Below are 20,625 nucleotides of genomic sequence, written 5' to 3' on the forward strand. Positions count from 1 at the left end.
GGGTTCGGCAGCCACACGGGCACGTTAGGCCGCGCGGGGCCGTGCGGGGGCCACCAGGGGAGGATGTCAGCGTTTCGTCATGGGTTCCCGGCCCCCGCGGAGCCGTCCGTGCGCATACGGTCGCCGCATGGGCGACCACCGCACCCTCCGACCACCCCCGTCCGACCGGCTCCCCACCGATCCCCGCTTCTGGCGCAGTCCGCTGCGCGGCCCCTGGCTGACGGCGCTGCTCGGCGTCGTGCTGCTGCTCGGCATCACCGTGCTGTTCGTCACCGGGCTGCTGTCGTACGCGGCCTACAACCCGGACCTGGCCGCCCCCAACGACCGGACACCGGGCCGGGGGCTGCTCGGGTTCTACCTGTTCGCCTGGCCGACCGATCCCTACTGGCTCTACCGGCTCACCCAAGGACTGCACGTCACGCTCGGCGTGGTGCTCGTCCCGGTGCTGCTGGCGAAGCTCTGGTCGGTCGTCCCCAAGCTGTTCACCCTGCCGCCCGCGCGTTCGGCGGCGCACGCGCTGGAGCGGATCTCGCTGCTCCTGCTCGTGGGGGGCGTCCTGTTCGAGTTCGTCACGGGGCTGCTGAACGTCCAGCTCGACTACCTGTTCCCCGGCTCGTTCTATCCGCTGCACTTCTACGGCGCCTGGGTGTTCATCTCGGCTTTCGTGGTGCACGTCGTCCTGCGGCTGCCGAAAGCCCTCCAGGCGCTGCGGAACGGGGCGCCGCGCGACATCGCCTCGGGCGGCGCCGGACGGGCCGGGCGGGAGGAGCGCGCGGCCCGCCGCTACGAGGCGGCCGCCGAGCGGGCCGGCACCGGGGAGTCCGAGCCGGGCGAGGCCGCGGAGCGCGCCGCCGCCGACGAGTCCGGCGGAGCGGAGGAGCGGACCGCCGCCGGGGAGTACGACGAGGACGGGGGGCAGGACGGCCCCGAGGAGCCCGACCGGCCCGGCGGGCGGGCCGCGGGCGGGACGCCCGAGCGCGCCCACGCCGGAGCACGCGAGCCGGACCTGGACACCGGGCTGGTCGCGCCCCGTCCGGCGGCGCCGACCCTGACGCGGCGCGGCGCGCTCGGTGCGGTGGGCGGCGGCTCCGTGCTGCTGCTGGCGGTGACCGTCGGCCAGAACTTCGACGGACTGCCCCGCCGCACCGCCCTGCTGGCGCCGCACGGCGGGCCGGAGCCGGGGACCGGCGCGAACGCCTTCCAGATCAACAAGACGGCCGCCGCCGTCGGCGTCACCGACGCGGAGACCGGGCCGGGCTGGCGGCTGACCCTGGAGCGGCCGGGCGGGCGCACGCAGCGCCTCTCGCGGGCCGAGCTGCTGGCCATGCCGCAGCACTCCGCCGCGCTGCCGATCGCCTGCGTGGAGGGCTGGTCGACCTCCGACCAGCACTGGAGCGGCGTGCGGCTGCGCGACCTGGCGGAGTTGGCCGGGTTCGACCCCAGGGACGGAATGCCCGGGGTGTTCGTCGCCTCCCTCCAGCGCTCCGGCGCCTTCCGGCACGCCGCGCTGCGGGACAACCAGGTACGCGATCCGCGGTCCCTGCTGGCGCTGCGGGTGGGTGGTGAGGATCTCTCCCTCGACCACGGCTACCCGGCGCGGGTCATCGTTCCGGCCGCGCCCGGGGTGCACAACACCAAGTGGGTCCGGCGGCTGGCGTTCGGAGCGGACCGATGAGCGGGGGCCCGGAGGAGGCCGCCGCGGGCGGCACGGCGGACGGCCGGGCGGGCGCCGGCGCGGAGGCCGCCCGGGAGCCGGGAGCGGACCGGGAGCCCGGAGCCGCTCGGCAGCCGGGACCCGCCGGGCTGCGCCGGCTGCTGGGCAGCCCCTTCCAGATCGTCCTGCTGCTGGCCTCGTTCGTGCTCGCCGGATACGCGGGCGCGCGCTTCCTGGCGGACGACTGGCTGGGGGTCGCGATCTGGTTCGTGGGCGCGGCACTGCTGCACGACCTGGTGCTGGTGCCGCTGTACTCGCTGGCCGACCGGGTACCCCGGCTCGCCGGACGGTACGTCAACCACCTGCGGATCCCGGCCCTGCTCTCCCTCCTGCTGCTGCTGGTCTGGTTCCCGCTGATCACCGGACCGGCCGGCCGGTACGCGGGACTCACCGGACGGCCGGCCGGCAACAACGGCTACGCGCTGCACTGGCTGTGGCTGACCGTCGGCCTGTTCGCCGCCTCCGGACTGTGGCTGGCCGTGCGGACCCTGCGCAGCCGCCGGAACCGGCAGCCGGCCCCTCAGGGACGCCGCAGCGCGACGAACGAGCGCCCGCCGGACTCCCACTGACCCGCGGTCGTCCACCCGGCGGGCGCCGCGTACCGCAGCAGGGCCGCGGTGCCCAGCCGGGCCCAGGGGAACGGCCGGCCGCTGCCGGGGTGCGGATGGTGCGCACTGCGCCCGTCGTCGATGCGCACCTGGGCCCGCTCGTCCACGTCCAGCGGCGACGTCTCGGCCAGCAGCAGTCCGTCCGGCGCCAGCAGCCGGGCGCAGCGCTCCAGCAGCGCCTCGGGGGCGCCGCCGATGCCGAGGTTGCCGTCCATCAGCAGCACGCTGCCCCACCGGCCCTCCCCGGGCAGCGGTTCGAAGACCGAGCGGTGCAGCGCGGTACCGCCGAGACCGACGGTGCGGGCGACCGCCTCCGGGCTCACGTCGATGCCCAGCACCCGGTGGCCGAGCGAGGACAGGGCCGCCACCAGCCTCCCGGGCCCGCACCCCACGTCCAGCACCGCGCCCTCGCAGCGGCGCAGCACCGACATGTCGGCGGAGTCCGCGCTCGCGCACCAGCGCTCCACCTCCAGCGGCAGCAGCCAGCCGTCGCTGCGCCGCAGGAAGAGCGGGCCGCGGCCGCTGCGGAGCGCGTCCGCGTACGGGTCGGCGCCCCACGGGGTGCCCGGGGCGTCCTTCTTCTCGGGCGCGGCGGTGCCCGCCGGGGCCGCCGCGTCCGCGGGTGCCGCCTGGTGCGGGGGCGTGGCGCGGGTGGTGGCCGTCATGGGGCGGCCGTCCGGTGCGGCGCGGTCTCTTCCGGGGACCGGCCCGCGGGGATGCCGGGGCGGTAGGGCCGCAGTTCCGGTACCGCCGCCACGGCGGCCGCGAACCGGCTGCCCGGCGCCTCGGCAGCGACCCGCACCGCGTCCTCGGCGGTGTCCACGTCGCGCAGCGCGGGCAGCCGGCGCACCCGCAGCCCCTCCTGGGCGAGCCGGTCGAGCTGCGCCTGCCCGGTCGTGGCGGTGGACATCGGAACCCCACGCAGCAGTGCGGGATCCGGGCGGGCCAGCCCCAGTGTCCAGAAGCCGCCGTCCAGCGCGGGCCCGAACCAGGCGTCGCACTCCTGCCAGCCGTCCGGGCCGAGCGCGGGCTCCAGCAGCGCGGGTGTCACCTGCGGGGTGTCCATCCCCACGAGCAGCGCCGGGCCGGAGCCCGCTGCGGCGAAGGCCGCGGCCAGTCGCTCGTCCAGGCCGCCGGAGCACTGCGGCACGACGTCGAAGCCGGGCGGCAGCCATGCGCCGGGCTGTCCGGACAGCACCAGCACCCGGCGCGCGGCGGGCATGGCCCGCACGGCCTCCAGCGTGTCGTGCAGCGCGGCCGCCGCCAGCCGGGCCGCCTGCTGCGGTGTGCACGGCGGGCACAGCCGCGTCTTGGCCCGCCCGGGCAGCGGCTCCTTGGCGATGACGAGCAGGGTGGTGTCTCCCGCCGGGGCGGTTTCTTCCGGAGCGGCTCCCCGCGGGGCGGCTCCTGCCGGGACGGCTCCCTCCGGGGCGGTTTCCCCGGCAGGGCGGGACGGCGTCGTCATCGGGCAGCCTCCTGTTCGGTGACGGGCGGCTCCTGGAGCACCGCCCGCATGTCGCGTACCGCGTGCCAGGTGCCCCGCCAGGTGCCGGTCACCTTGGACTTGCCGGTGCGGGGGCGGTAGGGCACGTCGCGCTCCTCGATGCGCCACCCGGCGTCCGCCGCCCGCACGACCATCTGGAGCGGGTATCCGCTGCGCCGGTCGGTGAGTCCGAGCCCCAGGAGTGCTTCGCGGCGGGCCGCGCGCAGCGGGCCCAGGTCGTGCAGCCGTACGCCGGTGCGCGCGTGCAGCATCCGGGAGAGCGCGAGGTTGCCCGCGCGGGCGTGCGCGGGCCACGCGCCGCGCGTCTGCGGGCGTCTGCGGCCCAGGACGAGGTCGCTGCGGCCCTCCCGCACCGCGTCCACGAACGGCACCAGGAGGGCGGGGTCGAGCGAGGCGTCGCAGTCGCAGAAGCAGACGATGTCCGCCTCGGCGGCCGTCAGTCCCGCGTGGCAGGCGGCGCCGAAGCCGCGCCGGGACTCGGACACGACGGTCGCGCCCAGTCCGCGTGCCGTGGCCGCCGAGTCGTCCGTCGAGCCGTTGTCGACGACGATCGCGCGCCAGCCCGGGGGGATCCGCTCCAGCACCCAGGGCAGCGCCTCTTCCTCGTCGAGGCAGGGGAGTACGACATCGACACCGGGCACGGGCACGGCCTCCTTCGGACGAGGTTCGATCACGCTCCGCACACCCTACGGAGCCAAACGCGACATTCCAGACTTCGCGTTCTTACGAAACACGGACATCGGCCCGGCTGCCGCCGACCCGCCTCCCCCGCTCCGGCATCCGGTGCGACCCTGAGGCCATGCAGCCACCACCCGCCGGGCGTGTCCTGGTCGTCGACGACGACCCCACCGTCGCCGAGGTCGTCACCGGGTACCTCCAGCGCGCCGGATACGCCGTCGACCGCGCGGAGACCGGCCCCGACGCGCTGGAGCGCGCCGCGGCCCGGTGGCCGGACCTGGTCGTGCTCGACCTGATGCTGCCCGGCATGGACGGCCTGGAGGTCTGCCGCCAACTGCGCGGCCGGGGACCCGTGCCCGTCATCATGCTCACCGCACTCGGCGACGAGGGCGACCGGGTGCTGGGCCTGGAGGTCGGCGCCGACGACTACGTCACCAAGCCGTTCAGCCCGCGCGAACTGGTGCTGCGCGTCGAGTCCGTGCTGCGCCGCAGCCGGCACGCCGAAGAGGCCCCCAGGCCCGCCTCGGTGCTGCGCGCCGGAGGGCTGGCCGTCGACCCCCTCGCCCGGCGCGCCACCCGGGACGGCACCGAACTCTCGCTCACCGTGCGCGAGTTCGACCTGCTGGCCCACCTGCTGCGGCACCCCGCCCGCGCGTTCTCCCGCGAGGAGCTGATGCGCGAGGTGTGGGGCTGGGCCTTCGGCGACCTCTCGACGGTCACCGTCCACGTCCGCCGGCTGCGCGCCAAGATCGAGGAAGATCCCGCGCAGCCCCGGCTGATCCAGACCGTGTGGGGGGTCGGCTACCGGTTCGACCCGGGCGCCGACACGCAGGAGGACTGAACCACCGTGCACGACATGCTGCTCATCGCCCTGTTCGCCTTCCTGGGCGCCGCCGCGGCCGGACTGCTGGGCGCCCTGGCGCTGCGCGCCCTGCGGCACCGCTCGCTCGCCGTGTCCCTGACGGTCGTCTCCACCGTCGCCGTCACCGCCATGCTCTCCGGGACGCTGGCCGTCGCCTGGGCCATGTTCCTCTCCCGGCACGACCTGTTCGTCATCACCACGGTCGTCGCCATGGCGGCCGTCGTCTCGCTGGCGACCGCGCTGCTGCTGGGCCGCTGGGTGACGTCCCGCAGCCACGCCCTCACCCGCGCGGCGCGGTCCTTCGGGGACGGCGGCAGCTTCCCCGCACCCGGCGCCGCCGAAGCGGACGACCCGGCCGAGTTCGCGGCACTGACCCGGGAGCTGGCCGCCACCAGCGAGAAACTGGCCGCCTCCCGGGACCGCGAGCGGGCACTGGAGAGCTCCCGGCGGGAACTGGTCGCCTGGATCTCGCACGACCTGCGCACCCCGCTGGCCGGACTGCGCGCCATGTCCGAGGCGCTGGAGGACGGCATGGTGGAGGACACCGGCCGCTGCCTGCGGCAGATCCGCACCGAGGTCGAACGGCTCAACTCCATGGTCGGCGACCTGTTCGAGCTCTCCCGCATCCACGCGGGCGCACTCGCCCTGACCACCCACCGGGTCGCCTCCGCCGAACTCGTCTCGGAGGCGCTGGCCGGCGCCGACCCGCTGGCCCGGCAGAGCGGGGTCCGGCTGGTGGGCGACGCGCTGACGGACGTGCCGGTGGAGGTGGACCCGCGCGAGATGACCAGGGTGCTGGGGAACCTGCTCGTCAACGCCATCCGGCGCACTCCGGCCGACGGCACCGTCGCCGTGCACGTGCGCAGCGTCGAGGAACAGGTCGTCCTCTCCGTCACGGACGGCTGCGGCGGCATCCCCGAGGAGGACCTGCCGCGCGTCTTCGACACTGGCTGGCGCGGCACCCACGCCCGCACGCCCCCGGGCGCGGGCCTGGGGCTGGCCATCGTCCGCGGCATCGTCGAAGCGCACCGGGGCACGGCGGCCGTCCGCAACGTGACCGGCGGCTGCTGCTTCGAACTCACCCTGCCGACCGCCGGACCGGGCTGAGCCCGCGCCGCGCGGTCCACCGGCGGGCCGGCAGCACGCGAGGGGACGGCTGCACCCGGCGAAACGGCTGCACCCGGCGGCGCGGGAGCGGGCACGGTGGCGCAACGGTCCGCTACGCCCGCCCCGACGGCGCCCTCATGTCGGACGCCGCGAACTCCTTCATGCCCTCCGCGAAACCGATCCGCGCCCGCCATCCCAGCTCCCGCGCGGCCCGTTCGGAGGACGCCGTGATGTGCCGTACGTCGCCCAGCCGGAACTCGCCCGTCACCACCGGGTCGGGCCCGCCGTAGAACTCGGCCAGCGCGCTCGCCGTCTCGCCGATGGTGTGCGGGTCGCCGCTCCCGGTGTTGTACGCGGCGAAGGACCCCGGCGCCCGGCCCGCGCCCGGCGCGCCCAGCGCCTCCAGCGCGGTCACGTTGGCGGCCGCGATGTCCCGCACATTGACGAAGTCCCGGCGCTGCGCCCCGTCCTCGTAGACGGTGGGGGCCACCCCGCGGGCGAGCGCCGAGCGGAAGAACGAGGCCACTCCCGCGTACGGCGTGTCACAGGGCATCCCCGGCCCGTAGACGTTGTGGTAGCGCAGCGAGACCGCGGCCCCGTCGACCGCGCGGGCCCACGCCGCCGCCAGATGCTCCTGGGCGAGCTTGGTGGTCGCGTAGGTGTTCCGCGGGTCCAGCGGCGCGTCCTCGCCGACCAGCCCGGGGCGCAGCGCGGCGCCGCAGTCGGGGCAGGGCGGATCGAACCGCCCGGCACGCAGATCCGGCACGGCACGCGGCCCCGGCCGGACCACCCCGTGCTGCGGGCAGGTGTACCGGCCCTCCCCGTAGACGACCATCGAACCGGCCAGCACCAGTGCGCGCACCCCGGCCCGCTCCATCGCCGTCAGCAGCATCGCCGTGCCCAGGTCGTTGCAACTCACGTACTCCGGGGCGTCGGAGAAGTCCTTGCCCAGCCCGACCATCGCCGCCTGGTGGCACACCGCGTCCACGCCGTGCAGCGCCTCGGCGACGGCGTCCCCGTCCCGCACGTCGCCGCGCAGCTGCCGCACCCCGGGCGCGACGGCGGGGGACGCGGCGCCCGCTCCGTGCGCCGACGGCAGCAGGGCGTCCAAAACGACCGCCTCGTGACCCGCTTCGGTCAGGGCCTCCACGATGTGGGAACCGATGAATCCGGCACCGCCGGTGACAAGAACGCGCATACAGCCACGCTAGAGGCGCACGGGCGCCGCGCAACGGTACGCGGCGCCCGTGTCATCGCTCCGTAAGAACCCGATCCCCGCCGACACCGGTCAAGAACCCCCGATCCATGCGGATTGTCCTACCGTGCGGGGCGGGTGCCCTCCGGCTCAGCGGCCGGTGCGGAACGCGCCCGCGCGGGCCGCCTCGTACGCCGCCAGCGCCGCCCGTTCGGCCGCTGCCCGGTCCAAGGGGGCGCCGGTGGTCAGCAGTTGGTAGTACAGCGGTGCGGAGACGGCGCGGATGACCTGCTCCGGATCCGTGTCGGACGGCACCTCTCCCCGTTCGGCCGCCCGCCGCACGCAGGGCGCCCACTCCGCGATCCGGGCCGCGTAGAACCGGTGCAGGGCCTCGGCCGCGGGCACGTCGCAGGTGGCCGCGGCGATGACCGCCTTGAACAGGGCGCCCTGCCGGGGGTCCGTCAGGGCGCGGCGCACCAGCGCGGCGTTGGCCGCCAGATCGTCCAGGAGCGCGCCCGAGTCGGTGCGGGGTTCGGACTGCTCGGCCATGTCGTCCAGCAGATCCGCCAGCAGCGCGGTGACCGTCCCCCAGCGCCGGTAGACCGTCGTCTTGCCCACTTCCGCGCGGCGGGCCACCTCGGCGAGGTCGAGGTGGGCGAAACCGTGCTCCGCGAGGGCATCCCCGGCGGCGCGCAGCACCGCCTCGCGCACCCGCGCCGTACGTCCCCCGGGCCGTACAGTGCCGGGTGAGGCGGCGGCTCCCGGGCCGGTCGTCCTCCGCCGGGCCCCCGGTTCAGCTGTCACAACGGGTCTCCAGTTCCCTTAAGGCTCGCAGGGCCACCCTACGGGGCCTCGACCGGACCGGCTGCCTCGTCCCGCCCCGCGCGGCTGTTCGGTGTCCCGTCACCCTGCACCGCCTGCTCCGCCACCCCGCTCCGGCCCGCTACGGCCCGCCCCGGCCGCACGTCGCCGGGCCGCCACGAGCCCTCCGGCTCCGTGACGATGCCGGGCCGGACGTGTGAGGCGTTCGGGCGCCGACGAGTGCCGGTTCCGTGTGTGCCGTACCCGGCCGTGCGCGCGCGACCGCACGCGACCCATCCCGGAGCGGAACGCCATGAGCCACGACCCGACCGAGCACCGCAGCGGGGACCGGACGGCCCGTACGGTCCGTCCGGCCGCGGCGCCGGGCTCACAGCTCCTGTGAGGTGAGCCACGGCCGGATCTGCCGGCGGGCGTGGTGCAGCCGGGACTTGACGGTGCCCAGCGGGATGCCGAGACGGTCGACGATCTCGGCGTAGTCCATCTGGCACACGTCGCGGTAGACCAGGGGAGCCACCAGGTGCGGGCTCTCCTGCTCCAGCCGCTCCAGTGCCTCCAGGAGGTCCACCCGGGAGCCCGCGATCACACTCGTCGTCCGCGGGTCCGGGCGCTGTTCCGGGGCGCTCGTCTGGTGCGGGAGCGTGGGCTGCTCGACGGCGCGGCGCTTGAGCTCGCGGTACTTCTGGCGGGAGCAGTTGGCCACGATCGTGTGCAGCCAGGTGCTGAAGCGGCTGCGCCCCTGGAAGCGCTCGATGTGCCGGGACACCTGCAGCAGTACGTCCTGCGCGGCCTCCTCGGCGTCCTCGCGGAAGAGGAGGAAGCGGCCGCAGTGCCGCACCACGTCGGGCCGGATGGTGCGCAGCAGCGCGTCGAGGGCCGCGCCGTCCCCGGCGGCCGCGCGGGCCGCGAGGGCTTCGGTGTCGGCGGGTGCCGACGGGTCGAGGGGCTCCGGTGTCGCTCCGGTGCCGGTCGGCTCAGGCTGCCCGGATGGCTGGTTCACGGCGTGGGAGGAGGACGGTGGGCACATCCAGGCATCATAAGGGGCATGCCTTCACCTGATCAGATCGGCCGCTACCGGGTCGACCGTCGTCTCGGCTCCGGCGCCTTCGCGGTCGTGTGGCTCGCACACGACGACCGTCTGGAGGCACCCGTCGCCGTCAAGGTGATGGCCGACAACTGGGCGCACAGAATGGATATCCGGGACCGCTTCCTGGCCGAGGCCCGCCTGCTGCGCAAGGCGTCCTCGGGCGGCGTGGTCCAGGTCTTCGACGTGGGAGAGCTGGACGACGAACGCCCCTATTTCGTCATGGAATACGCGGACCAGGGCACCGTCGCCGACCGGATGACGCTGGGCCCGCTGCCGGTGTCCGAGGCGGTGCGGCTCACCGCGGAGGCGGCGCGCGGCGCGGAGGCCCTGCACGAGGCCGGGGTGGTGCACCGCGATATCAAGCCATCCAATGTCCTGTTGACCAGCGGAGGAGTGCGGGGCCGGGAGCGGGTGCTGGTGGCCGATCTGGGCCTGGCCAAGAACCTCGCCCATGCGTCGGGGCTGACGGTGGTCGCCGGGTCGGTCGGCTACATGGCGCCGGAACAGGCCGAACCCTTCGAGGGCATCGACGCCCGCGCCGACGTCTACAGCCTCGGGGCCGTGCTCTACCACCTGGTCTCGGGCGCGACGCCCGGAACGCCGGAGCGGGTGATGCCGCTCGACGAACTGCGCCCAGGGCTGCCTCCCGCGGTGGGGGCCGCCGTCGGCCGCGCGATGGAACCCGACCGCGAGCACCGCTGGCCGACCGCGGCGGCGCTGGCGCGGGAACTGGACCGGATCGCGGAGACGCTGGAACACACCGAGGACGAGCAGGCCGCGCCCGCTGCGGGGGAGTCCGCCCCGGACGAGGACGGCCAGGACGGCCAGGACGGCTCGGGTGCGCCTTTCTGGGCGTCCCCGAGTGCCATGCCGTCCACGGTGCGCCCGGCCGCCCCGGGGGCCGCTCAGCCGGCGACTGTGGCCGCCGAGCCGCCCTCCCGGGCGTCCGGCGCGGGTGCCGGCCATCCGGCCTCGCCGGAGGCGCCCTCCGCCGGGTCCGGGACCGGGTCCGGCACGGCGGAGCGGGACCGTGCGGAGCCTGCCGCGGTGGATCCCGCCACGGCTGAGCCGGACCGCGCCGGGCCCGCGTCGTCGGGGTCCGGCTCGTCGGTGTCGGCCGCCGGGGAAGCCGTTTCGGCCGGGCACTCCCCCGCATCCCAAGGGCACGCCCCGGACAGCGCCCTGCCGGAGGGACCGCCGCCTGCCGGGGGTTCCGCTCCGGTGGGTTCGGCTTCCGAGCCGTCCGCGGCCGGGACGTCCGCGGCCGGTGCACCCGACCCGGCGTCCGACTCCGCCGCGGGGCACCCCTCGTCGGGTGGCACGGCGTCCGCGCGGCCCGCGCGCCGCCGCCGGACGCGCGCGCTGACCTTCGGGGCGGCCGTTGTCGTGCTGGCCGGGGTGGGTGTGGCCGCCACGGCGCTGGCCCCGGATCCCCAGCGGACGCCCTCGACCGTGAAGGTGCGCGACACCAGCGGGCGGATCAGCGTGCGGGTGCCGGGCGCCTGGGCGCGGGAGTTCACCGACTCCGGCTGGAACCCCTCCTCGCTGGGGCTGTCGGCCGACCACGCACCCGGACTGCTCGTCGCGGAGGACGTGCACGGCTGGGGGGACCTCACCTCGAAGACCAGCGGGGTCTTCGTCGGCCTCGGGGTCGCGGAGGGCAAGGGCGGCGAGAGCGGGGACGCCGGAGACGCGGGGAGCGGCGCGGAGGCACTGCCCGACAAGGTGGCCGGAATCAAGCACTCGGAGTGCGACTACGCGGGGAGTCGGACCTTCAGCGGAGGGGGCTGGAGCGGGCGCATCCGTACGTGGTCTTCCTGCGCCTCCGGGTACTCGCTGGAGGAGATCGGCCTGAAGTCGACGAAGAAGGGTGCGTCTCCGGTGTATGTGCAGATCCGTTGCGAAAAGGGCTGTTCGGACAAGACGGATAAAGTGCTGGACAGTCTGCGCGTCAGCGCCGACGCCTCGTAAGGCTGTCCGCGGCAGGGATGACCGTACGTTCCCGTGGCCTCGACCGGCGCACGCGTTCCGGTCCGGACCCTTCCGTCACGACCGGCCGCGAAAAAAATCCCGGGCGGCCGTGAACTTTCCCGCGCGATCGGCCATCGAATGCTGTGTACGGCGCGAAAGCCCCGAGGCACGCTGGAGACGAGAACCGGCACGCACACGAGGCCGCGGGGAGGCCGAACGACCGCGCGACAGCATGACCAGGGAGTGACGGCAGCCATGACGAAGCGCCAGGACCCGACAACCGCGCAGCTCGCTACGATCCCGTCCGAGGCCCACGCCCCGGCCCCCGGCGCACCGCGCGCCGCCCACCGCAGGCGGCGCCGGGTGACGCGCGTCGCCGCCGCCGCGACCGCGGTACTGGCGGCGGGCGCGCTGGTGGTCGGCTGCGGCAAGGACCCCGAACCCGCCCCGGAGAAGGTCGGCGGTGACGCCGCCCCGGCCGGAAGCGACAAGTCCGGCGACTCCGAGGACGGCAAGAACGGCAGCGCGGACACCGGCGGCAAGGACGGCGACGGGAGCGGCTCGGGCTCCTCCGCGTCGGACTCCAAGGCGTCGGGGTCGTCCGCCGCCGACTCGTCGGGCAGCAAGAGCGGGTCGGGCTCGTCCTCCGGTTCCCGGTGCGGCACGGGCGACTTGAAGGCGTCGTTCGGTGACAACCACCCGGGAGCCGGGCAGGAGAACTTCGCGCTGGTGCTGACCAACCGGTCCGACGACACCTGCACCGTGCGCGGCTACCCCGGGCTCGCCTTCGTCAACGACGCCGGTGAGCAGGTCTCCTTCGACCCGCACCGCACCGACGGGAAGGTCAGGACCGTCGAGTTGAAGCCCGGCAAGAGCGCCTGGGCCCCGCTCTCCTTCACCAACCCGAAGATGACGAACGTCACCACCGTCACCCCGAGCGCGGCCAAGGTCACCCCGCCCGACGAGCGGGGCTCCCTGCGGGTGGACTGGTCCGGCGGTCCGGTCACCAACACCGGCAAGGCGTCCGTGCCCAAGATCGGCCCGCTGTCCTCGGGCACCGGCGCCGGCGGCTGAGGCCCGTCCCGCCCCGCAGGCCGCCACGCCCCCGCAGGCCGTCCTGCCCCGCAGGCCTGGCGGCCATGCTCCGGGCGTGGTCTCGGCCCGCCTCCCGGCGGGGCACGGTTCCCCGCCGGAACATGCAGCCCGGAGGGCTGCGGCGCCGCTGTCCCCGGGGTGCCGCCGTCTTCGCGATCACCGGAATCCGGCGAGCCGGACCGCCGCCCAGCCGACCCGACCGTCTCCCGGTCCTTTGCCGGTCCTTCGCCGGCTTTCGACAGGCGATGCCGCCCCGTCCGTGGTAGGGGAGCGGGGAGACGGAACGGCTGGCCATGGCGGCTGCCGCCGGGGCCACCCGGCTCCGGTGTGCCGCCGGGCTCCTTCCCCCTTCGACCGCTCCTGACTGGCCCCGAGCCCCCGAGCGGGTCAGATTGGAACCGTGCGGGAAAGGGCGGCCGGGACACAGCCGGTGAACGTGGACGGCGGCGACGTGGGGCGGCTGTGGCGCCTGGCGCGGTGGCTGCCCGCCGCGCTGTGCGCGCTGGGCGTCGTCCTGGACTTCGCGACACCCCGGGACGTGACCGTCTCGGCGCCGTTCGCCGCCGCCCCGCTGGCCGCCGCGGCCTTTCTGACGATCCGCGGCACCGTACTCACCGGAATGTTCTCCTCCGGGGCGACCATCCTGTTCTCCGCCTTCCACGACTCCGGCAATGTGCTGGAGGCCGAGGCCCGGTCCATCACCATCGTGACCGTCTCCGTACTCGCCGTCGGCGTGAACTATGTTCTGATCCGCAGCGGCAGCAGACTGGCCTCCGCGCGCAGCATCGCCGAGGCCGTGCAGTACGCCGTGCTGCCCACGCCGCCTTCCCGTGTCGGTTCCCTGCGGGTGGCGACCCGGTATCGAGCGGCGCAGGCGGAGGCCCGGATCGGTGGGGACTTCTACGCGGCGGAGGAGACTCCGTACGGCGTACGACTGCTGCTGGGCGACGTGCGGGGCAAAGGGCTCGACGCGGTGGCCGCCGTCGTCCTCCTGGTCGGGGCGTTCCGGGAAGCGGCCGAGCAGGAGGCGACCCTTCCCGGTGTGGCGGCCCGCCTCGACCGGGCTCTCCAGCGGGACGCCCATCGCCTCCAGGGTGCGGCCCGGCTGGAGGACTTCAGCACGGCGGTGCTGGTCGAGGTCGTCGACTCGGGCACGCAGTCCCCGACTCCTCCCGCACCCGCGCCAGGAGGGCCGAGCGGACCAGGTGTCCCGGGCGGTGCCGGAGTACCGCGCGGACCAGGCGGACCGGGCGGACCGGGCGGACCGGGTGGACCAGACGTGGCGGGCGGCCAGGACAGCGCGGCGGCGGCGGAGGAGGAGCGCACCGCGAGCGACCGCGTCGTCCTGCGCGTCGTCAACCGGGGCCACCCGGCTCCGGTGCTGCTGCACCGCGGCCGGGCCGTGCTGCTGGAGCCGACCACCCCCGCCCTCCCGCTCGGCATGACCGACCTGGGCGTATGGCCCCAGCAACTGGACGAGTACGCCTTCCCGCGCGGCGCCCAGCTGCTCCTCTACACCGACGGCCTCTCCGAGGCCCGCAACCCGGAGGGCGACTTCTACCAGCCGGCCGAGCGACTCTCCCGCACCTCCTTCGCCGATCCGGAGGAGCTGCTGGCGACGATCCTGGTCGACGTCGCCGCCCACACCGGTGGCCGGTCGGCGGACGACATGGCCCTGCTCGCCGTCGCCCACGACACCTCGGGCGACATGCGGGAGGACCCTCCGCACGACGCCTGAGCCCGGCGTGGTCGACCGGCGCGCCGGCCGTCGTACGCCGCGCAGGCCGGGCAGCGGCACGGCCGGGGCCGGTGGTGAACCGGGCGGGACTCACGTCAATTACGGGGAACGGCTTGGAATCCCGGCCGCAGTTCTATTAACGTCCGATAACGCAGCACGGTCGTCACTGCCGTCACGGAAGACGGCACCGTGCGCCGTCGCCGAATCCCGCACGCGGTGCAACAGCAGCACCCGATCGGCCGCACAGCACCGTGGGAACCGGGGAACCACCCCTTCTCGTCAGCCGGACGAGGAGGACGGGGTGAATCGGACGCCCTTGCGAGGACGCCCGTAGGAGACCTTCCTGCTCCGAACCCGTCAGCTAACCCGGTAGGCGAGAAGGAAGGAAAGGAGAGCGCCCCCGTGGCCTCCAGATCCCAGGGCTTCGTCGGCCATCCGCCCCAGGCGGACGCGTACGCCCCACCCGTCGGCCACGCCGGCCCGGCAGCGCCCCAGGGTCAGGCCGCCTCCCCCGGCCAGGCCGCGCCCCAGGGCCCCGTCCCGGGGGCCACGTACGACGTCGCCACCGGCTCCGGCGGCCCCGGCCCCATGCCGCCGCACAATGAAGCGCGCGACGCCGGTGCGGCCCGCGCTGCCGCAGACGTCGCCGCCGGAGATGCTGCCCGTGCCACCGGTGACGAGCCGTGGGACGAGTGGAACCCCTCAGCGGACTCCGCGGTTCCGGTACGCGGCCGGCACCGAGTCGCCAAGCAGCGCGCCGGAGGCGTGGCGCGGGGCGGCACCGTCCTCGGGGTCGGCATGATCGCAGCCGTCGGCGCCGGCGGCATGGCGACCGCCCAGGACCGGGACCCCGGCACGATATCCGTGCCCGACGTGGACACCGCGGCCGACGCGCTCCGGAGCATCCCCGACCGGCTGCCCGACGCCGAGGACCTGCCCGGCATCGGCGGCCTGTTCTCCGACGACGCCGACGCCACGACGGACTCCGGCGACGCGCAGGCCGCCCCCCTCACCCAGGCCGGGCTCTCCGACGAGGACCGGGCGGCGGGCCGCACCGACGCCGGCGAGGCACTGCGGGCCCGCATCCTCGAACAGGCCGAACGTCACCGCACCGCAGCGGACGAGGAAGCCCGCGAGAAGGCGGCCCAGCAGGCCGCGAGCGCGGCAGCGGCGGAGGCCGCGGAACGGGCCGCCGCTGCCGAAGAGGCGAAGCAGGAGCGGGCGCGCGAGGCGGCCGCCGAGCAGGAGCGCAAGGCGGAGGCCGAGCGGAAGCGCAAGGCGGAGGCGGCCCGCCGCGCCGAACTCGCCCGCAGCTACACGGCACCGCTGGCGTCCTTCCAGCTCAGCGCCGGATTCGGCCAGGCGGGCGGCATGTGGCAGAGCGACCACACCGGACAGGACTTCGCCGCCCCCAACGGCACCCCCGTCAAGGCTGTCCACAGCGCAACGGTCAAGGAGGCCGGCTGGGCCGGTTCGTACGGCTACCGCGTCGTGCTCCAGCTCGACGACGGTACCGAACTCTGGTTCTGCCACCTCTCGTCCATGACCAGGTCGGCGGGGGACAAGGTCGGCACCGGCGACGTCATCGGCCGCGTCGGCTCCACCGGCAACTCCACGGGCCCCCACCTGCACGTCGAGGTCCGCCCGCACGGCGGCGACCCGGTGGACCCGCTGCCGTGGCTCCGCGACAAGGGCGTCAAGGTCTGAGCACCGGCACGGTAGCCGGGGGGAGCCGAGGGAACCGAGAGCTGAGCGCAGGCCGGGACGTCAGAGGCTGAGCGCCCCGCGCCCGTGCCCCGAAGCGGACCCGCCCCGGGGCACGACCTGCGGCCCGCCCGGTGTGCGCGCCCGCGGGACCGCCCGCGCCCGCGTTACGGTCGCGGCATGCAGATGAATGCCGACAGGAAGATCGGTCAACTGTCCGTCTCGCCCCTGGCGCTCGGCGGCAACGTCTTCGGGTGGACGGCGGACACCCCCACCTCGTTCGCGGTGCTCGACGCCTACACCGACGCCGGGGGCAACGTCATCGACACGGCCGACGGCTACTCGGCCTGGGTGGAGGGCAACAGGGGCGGCGAGTCGGAGACCGTCATCGGCGAGTGGCTCGCCGCACGCGGACCCTCCGTGCGCGACAACGTCGTCGTCGCCACCAAGGTGGCGCGCCATCCCGACCACATGGGACTCGCCCCCGCCACCATCAAGGCCGCCTGCGAGGATTCGCTGCGCCGTCTGCGGACGGATCGCATCGACCTCTACTACACGCACTTCGACGACGAATCCGTCGAGGTCTCCGACATCGTCTCCGCCCTCGACGACCTGGTCAGGGAGGGCAAGGTCCGCGAGATCGCCGCCTCGAACATCTCCCCCGCCCGCCTCGCCGCGTCGCTCGCCTTCAGCGACCGGGAGGGCGCCGCCCGGTACGCGGCGCTCCAGCCGCACTACAACCTCGTCTCGCGCGACACCTACGAGGGCGAACTGGAGGAGCTCGCCCGACGGGAGTCGCTGGCCGTCCTGCCGTACTACGCGCTGGCCTCCGGATTCCTCACCGGCAAGTACCGTCCGGGCGAGGCCGTACCCGAAGGGGCGCGCGCGGGCAAGGCAGCGCAGTTGCTGGCCACCGAGCGGGGCCAGCGCGTCCTGGCCGCGCTGACCACCGTCGCCGCCGCGCACCAGGCGTCCGAGGCCACCGTCGCGCTCGCCTGGCTCGCCGCGCAGCCGACCGTGACGGCCCCCATCGCCAGCGCCCGCGCGGTCGACCAGCTCCCCGCGCTGCTGGCCGTCGCCGATCTGCGCCTCACCAACGACGAACTCCGCCTGCTGACGGACGCGTCCGCGTAGCGCCCCGCCGGCCGGGCCGCGCGGCGGCGACGGCACCAGGCCGCGCGGCGGCCACGGCGGCACGGCGGTGCGTGCGGGTGCACGAGGGCACGGCGGCGGGCCCGCACGACGGCACGGCCGTGCCGCGGCTCCGGACCCCACCGTCCACCCGGGCGACGGGATCCGGAGACGCCCGTGCGTACCGATGGCACGAGAGCCGCCCGAACACCGGTGGCGCGCCACCGGCAGCCGCCGGGGTCGCGCCACCGGCAGCGGCTCAGCCCCGCTGCGGCTGGCCGTACACCCGCTCCACGGGAAGCCGCACCACCTGCCGCTGGTCGGCCACCATGGTCTCCCGGTACTCCGCCCAGTCCGGATGCTCGCCCCGGATCGCCCGGTACACCTCGATCAACTCCTCGACGGTGGCATCGTGCGGATCCTGCGCGACGGGCGTCAGCTCCGCCGTTCCGTCCACCACCGTCCACGCCCACCCGTCGCTGCTCGTCACGTGATAGCTGGCCCGCGGATCGCGCGCCAGATTCCGCGACTTGACCCGGTTCGCCGTGATCGAGACCCGCAGCAGCCGCTTGTCCGGGTCATACGTGTGATTGACGTTGGACAACTGCGGACGACCGTCCCGCCGCAACGTGACGAGCACGCCTCGGTCGTACTCCGTCAACAGAGCGAGCAGCGCGTCCTCATTCCGCTGAGCGCCGTCACCGTCGGCGCCGGTCGAGCTGGCCATAGTGGGCCTCCTAGGTTGTCCGCAGCGAAAGCTGGTGGCAGGCCCCATGATTCCCGAACCCGCTCAACGATGCGGCCAACTTCCCGGCATCCCTTCGCAGGACGGGCTCATTCCGCTCGTACCTGGGAGCACAGTTGACTGGACACTCCAACAAGCCTCGATCAGTTGCATACCGCGGTTGGGGCCACACAAGAGGCCGGGCACTTCCAGACAGGCTTCGGGCGCGCCGGCCTTGGCTCCGTGGCTCTCGCACGTGAAGTAGGCGAGCAGTAGGGGGCCTTAGAGTGGCGGGCATGGAGAATAAGGAAATCAAGCGCGTAGTCGTTGCCGGGGCAGTTATCGACGGGGGACGTCTTCTTGCTGCCCGTCGAACAGCGCCACCAGAATTTGCAGGCAGGTGGGAGCTTCCGGGCGGGAAGGTCGAGCCCGGGGAGTCAGCTCAGGACGCTCTTGCACGCGAGCTGCACGAAGAACTAGGCGTAGAGGCTGACGTAGTTGAACGCCTACCTGGCGAATGGGAGCTCAAAGCAGGCGTTTTTCTGCATGCTTGGTGGGTGCTTCTCCTCAACGGAGAACCGCAACCGCTGCAAGATCATGATGAGCTGCGCTGGCTTACTCCAGATAATGCGTTCGATGTCGATTGGCTGGAGCAAGATCTCCCGTTTGTTAAGGAGGTTGTGCGTCGTTTGAAGACGTCGCCCTAACGCCAAGGAAGAGAATTCTATGTACGCGCCGGTGAGTAGGAACGGATATCTCCGGGTGCTTCGTGCCGCAGTTTCCAGATGATCTGCATGGGTTTCTCTCCAGAGTGACTTACGTAATCAGCCGGACCAAGGAACGTGTACGGCGCCGCACCGATATCATTCTCGCGATACCTGCGCACAAAGAGGAATACATGAGAACCAGTATCCTTATGATTCTGGTAACGCCTACCACTCTTTGTGTGTGGAGCCGTATCCTTCTGTGACTCCCAATGGAAGTGGCGAGCATCGATAGCGTAATCTTTGTAGCGGATGTCTTCTTTGAAGTCTTTCTCTTCCTTTACCAAGGTGATAAACAGAGCGTCTAGATTTGCCCTTCGGCACCATTCAACTCCACTCTGCGACTGTGAAGGATATGGACCTGTAATGGATGTCTGACCAATAGCAGTGAGGGCTTCTGCCCTTGTGTATGTGGAGTGCACCCGTAGTGGAACCTCACGGTGAGGATCATCCAAGAGGATAGATGGGCGCTCAATACGTTCTTTGCTGTACTTCAAGATTTGGCGTGCTTCTGAGCGCGCGAAAGGTTGCTGTGTGAGGTATTCGAGTGCTTCTTGATAAGAGGTGAATCCTCCGCCCGTGTCCCATAGATTGAGGATCAACATTCGAGCGTAAAGCTGTTGCTGTGGCGAGAGTTCGTCGTAGCGAGGTGAATCGAGACCCAAGATAGAACTATAGGCGTCCACACGCTCAGGGTCGTCGACATGGAGGAATTTTGCCATGCGCTTGAGTAGTTTTTCTTCGTGTTTCGGGGAAGGCTGAGTGAGAAGCTCGGCTTTCCGCAGTGCCTTCGTCCATGAGTTGCCATTACGGTAGACATCCGAGATCTCCCGCATGCTCACATCGAGATATAGGACGAGAGAATCTGTATCCCAAGCCTTCACTTCTTTGACAATCTGCGGAAAATGCAGATTTATCCGCGACTTAATATTGCGGATTACCAGTTCCTTTGACTTGCGGTCCAGGATGATCTCGGAATCGTCCGGAAGACCGTAAGAATCGGCCTCGATGCTCTTGATGAGTCGGTCCCTACGGAGCCCAGTTACCGCATATAGGCGTTCTTCGAAACTGTACTCACTGCGATGCTGGCCGACGAAGTCGAGAACGGTGACAAATTCCTTATTGGAAGTACGCCGGAGGCCTCTGCCAAATTGCTGGAGGTAGACGGTAACGCTCTCAGTAGGGCGGAGGAAGAGGAGTGTGTCGACGTCTGGTATGTCCAAGCCTTCATTGAAGAGGTTGACCGAGAAGAGCGCCTGAATTCTCCCCTCGCGTAGCGCGGAGAATGCTGATTCCCGTTCGGAGCTAGGCGTACTTCCGGTGAGCGCCTTAGCGCTTATGCCACGATCTTGGAAAAAGTCTGCCATGAATCGAGCATGTTCGACAGATACGCAGAATCCAAGGGCGCGCATGGAGGGAGGATCAACAACTTTGTCATACAATTCGGTGTAGACCAATTTGGCATGCTGATCCGTCGAAATGAGAACATCGGTCAACTCTTTACTGTCGTAGCCACCCCGCCAAGATAGATTACTAAACTGGGCAGAATCGTCTGCGATTCCATAGTAATGGAAGGGGCTCAGGAGGTTGCTATTGAGTGCCTCCCACAGGCGCATCTCGGCTGCGATGTGACCCGAGAAGTACAGGTCGTGAACGTTTTTTCCGTCGTGACGCTCTGGCGTCGCTGTAAGCCCTAGGAGGAACTTTCCTTCTACGCAAAAGCGATCGATGAGTTCAGCGTATGTGGGTGCGGCTGAATGATGGAACTCATCAATGGTGATAATGTCGAAGTGGTCGCGTTCAAATGAGGAGAGAAATTCCCTATTCCTGAATGATTGAATGCTTGCGAAGAGATGATCGCGGCGCGTGGCTCGCATGCCGGCGACCTGCAACTCTCCGAAATCGCCATCCTCAAGGATTCGAC

At 72.3% G+C, this 20,625-nt stretch carries 18 protein-coding genes and 1 riboswitch; of the genes, 10 read left to right on the plus strand and 8 right to left on the minus strand.

What is annotated here, in order from left to right; all coding sequences use genetic code 11:
- Window positions 1–127: 127 nt before the first annotated feature.
- On the plus strand, window positions 128–1,675 hold the full coding sequence (locus A949_RS0125165) for a molybdopterin-dependent oxidoreductase (protein ID WP_019358815.1): 1,548 nt from the start codon (window positions 128–130) through the stop codon (window positions 1,673–1,675).
- Window positions 1,672–2,283: a hypothetical protein gene (locus A949_RS34485; RefSeq protein ID WP_019358816.1), complete on the plus strand. Its 612-nt coding sequence runs from the start codon at window positions 1,672–1,674 to the stop codon at window positions 2,281–2,283. The genes A949_RS0125165 and A949_RS34485 overlap by 4 nt, the downstream gene beginning before the upstream one ends.
- On the opposite strand, the gene A949_RS39275 is transcribed toward A949_RS34485, so the two are convergent.
- From A949_RS39275 to A949_RS0125185, 3 genes are read right to left on the minus strand one after another with little or no spacing between them, the layout of a single operon-like run.
- Window positions 2,235–2,987 carry a class I SAM-dependent methyltransferase gene (locus A949_RS39275; protein ID WP_019358817.1) on the minus strand — a complete coding sequence of 251 codons (753 nt, stop codon included), beginning with the start codon at window positions 2,985–2,987 and terminating at the stop codon, window positions 2,235–2,237. The two genes, A949_RS34485 and A949_RS39275, sit on opposite strands and share 49 nt — an antisense overlap.
- Entirely contained in the window at window positions 2,984–3,787 is an 804-nt protein-coding gene (locus tag A949_RS39280) for a TIGR04282 family arsenosugar biosynthesis glycosyltransferase (RefSeq protein WP_019358818.1), read from the minus strand. Before A949_RS39280 ends, A949_RS39275 begins: the two co-directional genes overlap by 4 nt.
- A complete protein-coding gene (locus A949_RS0125185; protein WP_237735901.1) occupies window positions 3,784–4,500 on the minus strand; it encodes a glycosyltransferase family 2 protein in 717 nt (238 codons plus the stop codon). Before A949_RS0125185 ends, A949_RS39280 begins: the two co-directional genes overlap by 4 nt.
- 125 nt (window positions 4,501–4,625) lie before the next feature.
- Between A949_RS0125185 and A949_RS0125190 the strand changes: the two genes are divergently transcribed.
- Window positions 4,626–5,345, plus strand: a complete 720-nt coding sequence (locus tag A949_RS0125190; protein ID WP_019358820.1) for a response regulator transcription factor — start codon at window positions 4,626–4,628, stop codon at window positions 5,343–5,345.
- A gap of 6 nt (window positions 5,346–5,351) precedes the next feature.
- Window positions 5,352–6,473, plus strand: a complete 1,122-nt coding sequence (locus tag A949_RS0125195) for a sensor histidine kinase (protein ID WP_019358821.1) — start codon at window positions 5,352–5,354, stop codon at window positions 6,471–6,473.
- Window positions 6,474–6,585: 112 nt separating this feature from the next.
- On the opposite strand, the gene A949_RS0125200 is transcribed toward A949_RS0125195, so the two are convergent.
- The 3 genes from A949_RS0125200 to A949_RS0125210 form a co-directional block, all read right to left on the minus strand.
- Window positions 6,586–7,671 (minus strand): NAD-dependent epimerase/dehydratase family protein, encoded by a 1,086-nt coding sequence (locus A949_RS0125200; protein ID WP_019358822.1) that lies wholly within the window; start codon window positions 7,669–7,671, stop codon window positions 6,586–6,588.
- A gap of 147 nt (window positions 7,672–7,818) precedes the next feature.
- Window positions 7,819–8,472, minus strand: coding sequence for a TetR/AcrR family transcriptional regulator (locus A949_RS0125205; protein WP_051019630.1), 654 nt, complete (start codon window positions 8,470–8,472; stop codon window positions 7,819–7,821).
- Window positions 8,473–8,857: 385 nt separating this feature from the next.
- On the minus strand, window positions 8,858–9,514 hold the full coding sequence (locus A949_RS0125210; protein WP_019358824.1) for an RNA polymerase sigma factor: 657 nt from the start codon (window positions 9,512–9,514) through the stop codon (window positions 8,858–8,860).
- 18 nt (window positions 9,515–9,532) lie between these two features.
- Between A949_RS0125210 and A949_RS39660 the strand changes: the two genes are divergently transcribed.
- The 5 genes from A949_RS39660 (at window position 9,533) to A949_RS0125235 (ending at window position 17,216) form a co-directional block, all read left to right on the plus strand.
- Window positions 9,533–11,545, plus strand: coding sequence for a protein kinase domain-containing protein (locus tag A949_RS39660; protein WP_019358825.1), 2,013 nt, complete (start codon window positions 9,533–9,535; stop codon window positions 11,543–11,545).
- Window positions 11,546–11,800: 255 nt separating this feature from the next.
- Entirely contained in the window at window positions 11,801–12,619 is an 819-nt protein-coding gene (locus tag A949_RS0125220; protein ID WP_019358826.1) for a DUF4232 domain-containing protein, read from the plus strand.
- Window positions 12,620–13,040: 421 nt separating this feature from the next.
- Complete coding sequence (locus tag A949_RS39285) at window positions 13,041–14,378, plus strand: PP2C family protein-serine/threonine phosphatase (RefSeq protein WP_237735902.1); 1,338 nt, start codon at window positions 13,041–13,043, stop codon at window positions 14,376–14,378.
- A gap of 227 nt (window positions 14,379–14,605) precedes the next feature.
- A riboswitch (cyclic di-AMP (ydaO/yuaA leader) is annotated at window positions 14,606–14,768 on the plus strand.
- 12 nt (window positions 14,769–14,780) lie between these two features.
- Complete coding sequence (locus A949_RS0125230; protein ID WP_019358828.1) at window positions 14,781–16,085, plus strand: M23 family metallopeptidase; 1,305 nt, start codon at window positions 14,781–14,783, stop codon at window positions 16,083–16,085.
- Between the two features lie 183 nt (window positions 16,086–16,268).
- On the plus strand, window positions 16,269–17,216 hold the full coding sequence (locus A949_RS0125235) for an aldo/keto reductase (protein ID WP_026005017.1): 948 nt from the start codon (window positions 16,269–16,271) through the stop codon (window positions 17,214–17,216).
- A gap of 256 nt (window positions 17,217–17,472) precedes the next feature.
- Here A949_RS0125235 and A949_RS0125240 read toward each other — a convergent pair whose 3' ends face one another.
- Window positions 17,473–17,940, minus strand: a complete 468-nt coding sequence (locus A949_RS0125240; protein WP_019358830.1) for a PPOX class F420-dependent oxidoreductase — start codon at window positions 17,938–17,940, stop codon at window positions 17,473–17,475.
- A gap of 293 nt (window positions 17,941–18,233) precedes the next feature.
- Between A949_RS0125240 and A949_RS36780 the strand changes: the two genes are divergently transcribed.
- Window positions 18,234–18,644 (plus strand): (deoxy)nucleoside triphosphate pyrophosphohydrolase, encoded by a 411-nt coding sequence (locus A949_RS36780; RefSeq protein WP_078565525.1) that lies wholly within the window; start codon window positions 18,234–18,236, stop codon window positions 18,642–18,644.
- Between the two features lie 17 nt (window positions 18,645–18,661).
- Here A949_RS36780 and A949_RS36785 read toward each other — a convergent pair.
- Window positions 18,662–20,625, minus strand: a 1,964-nt coding sequence (locus A949_RS36785) for a DUF3427 domain-containing protein (RefSeq protein ID WP_158687633.1), incomplete at its 5' end; no start/stop codon positions are given.

This window comes from Streptomyces sp. AA1529, from assembly GCF_000280905.1.
Lineage (GTDB): Bacteria > Actinomycetota > Actinomycetes > Streptomycetales > Streptomycetaceae > Streptomyces.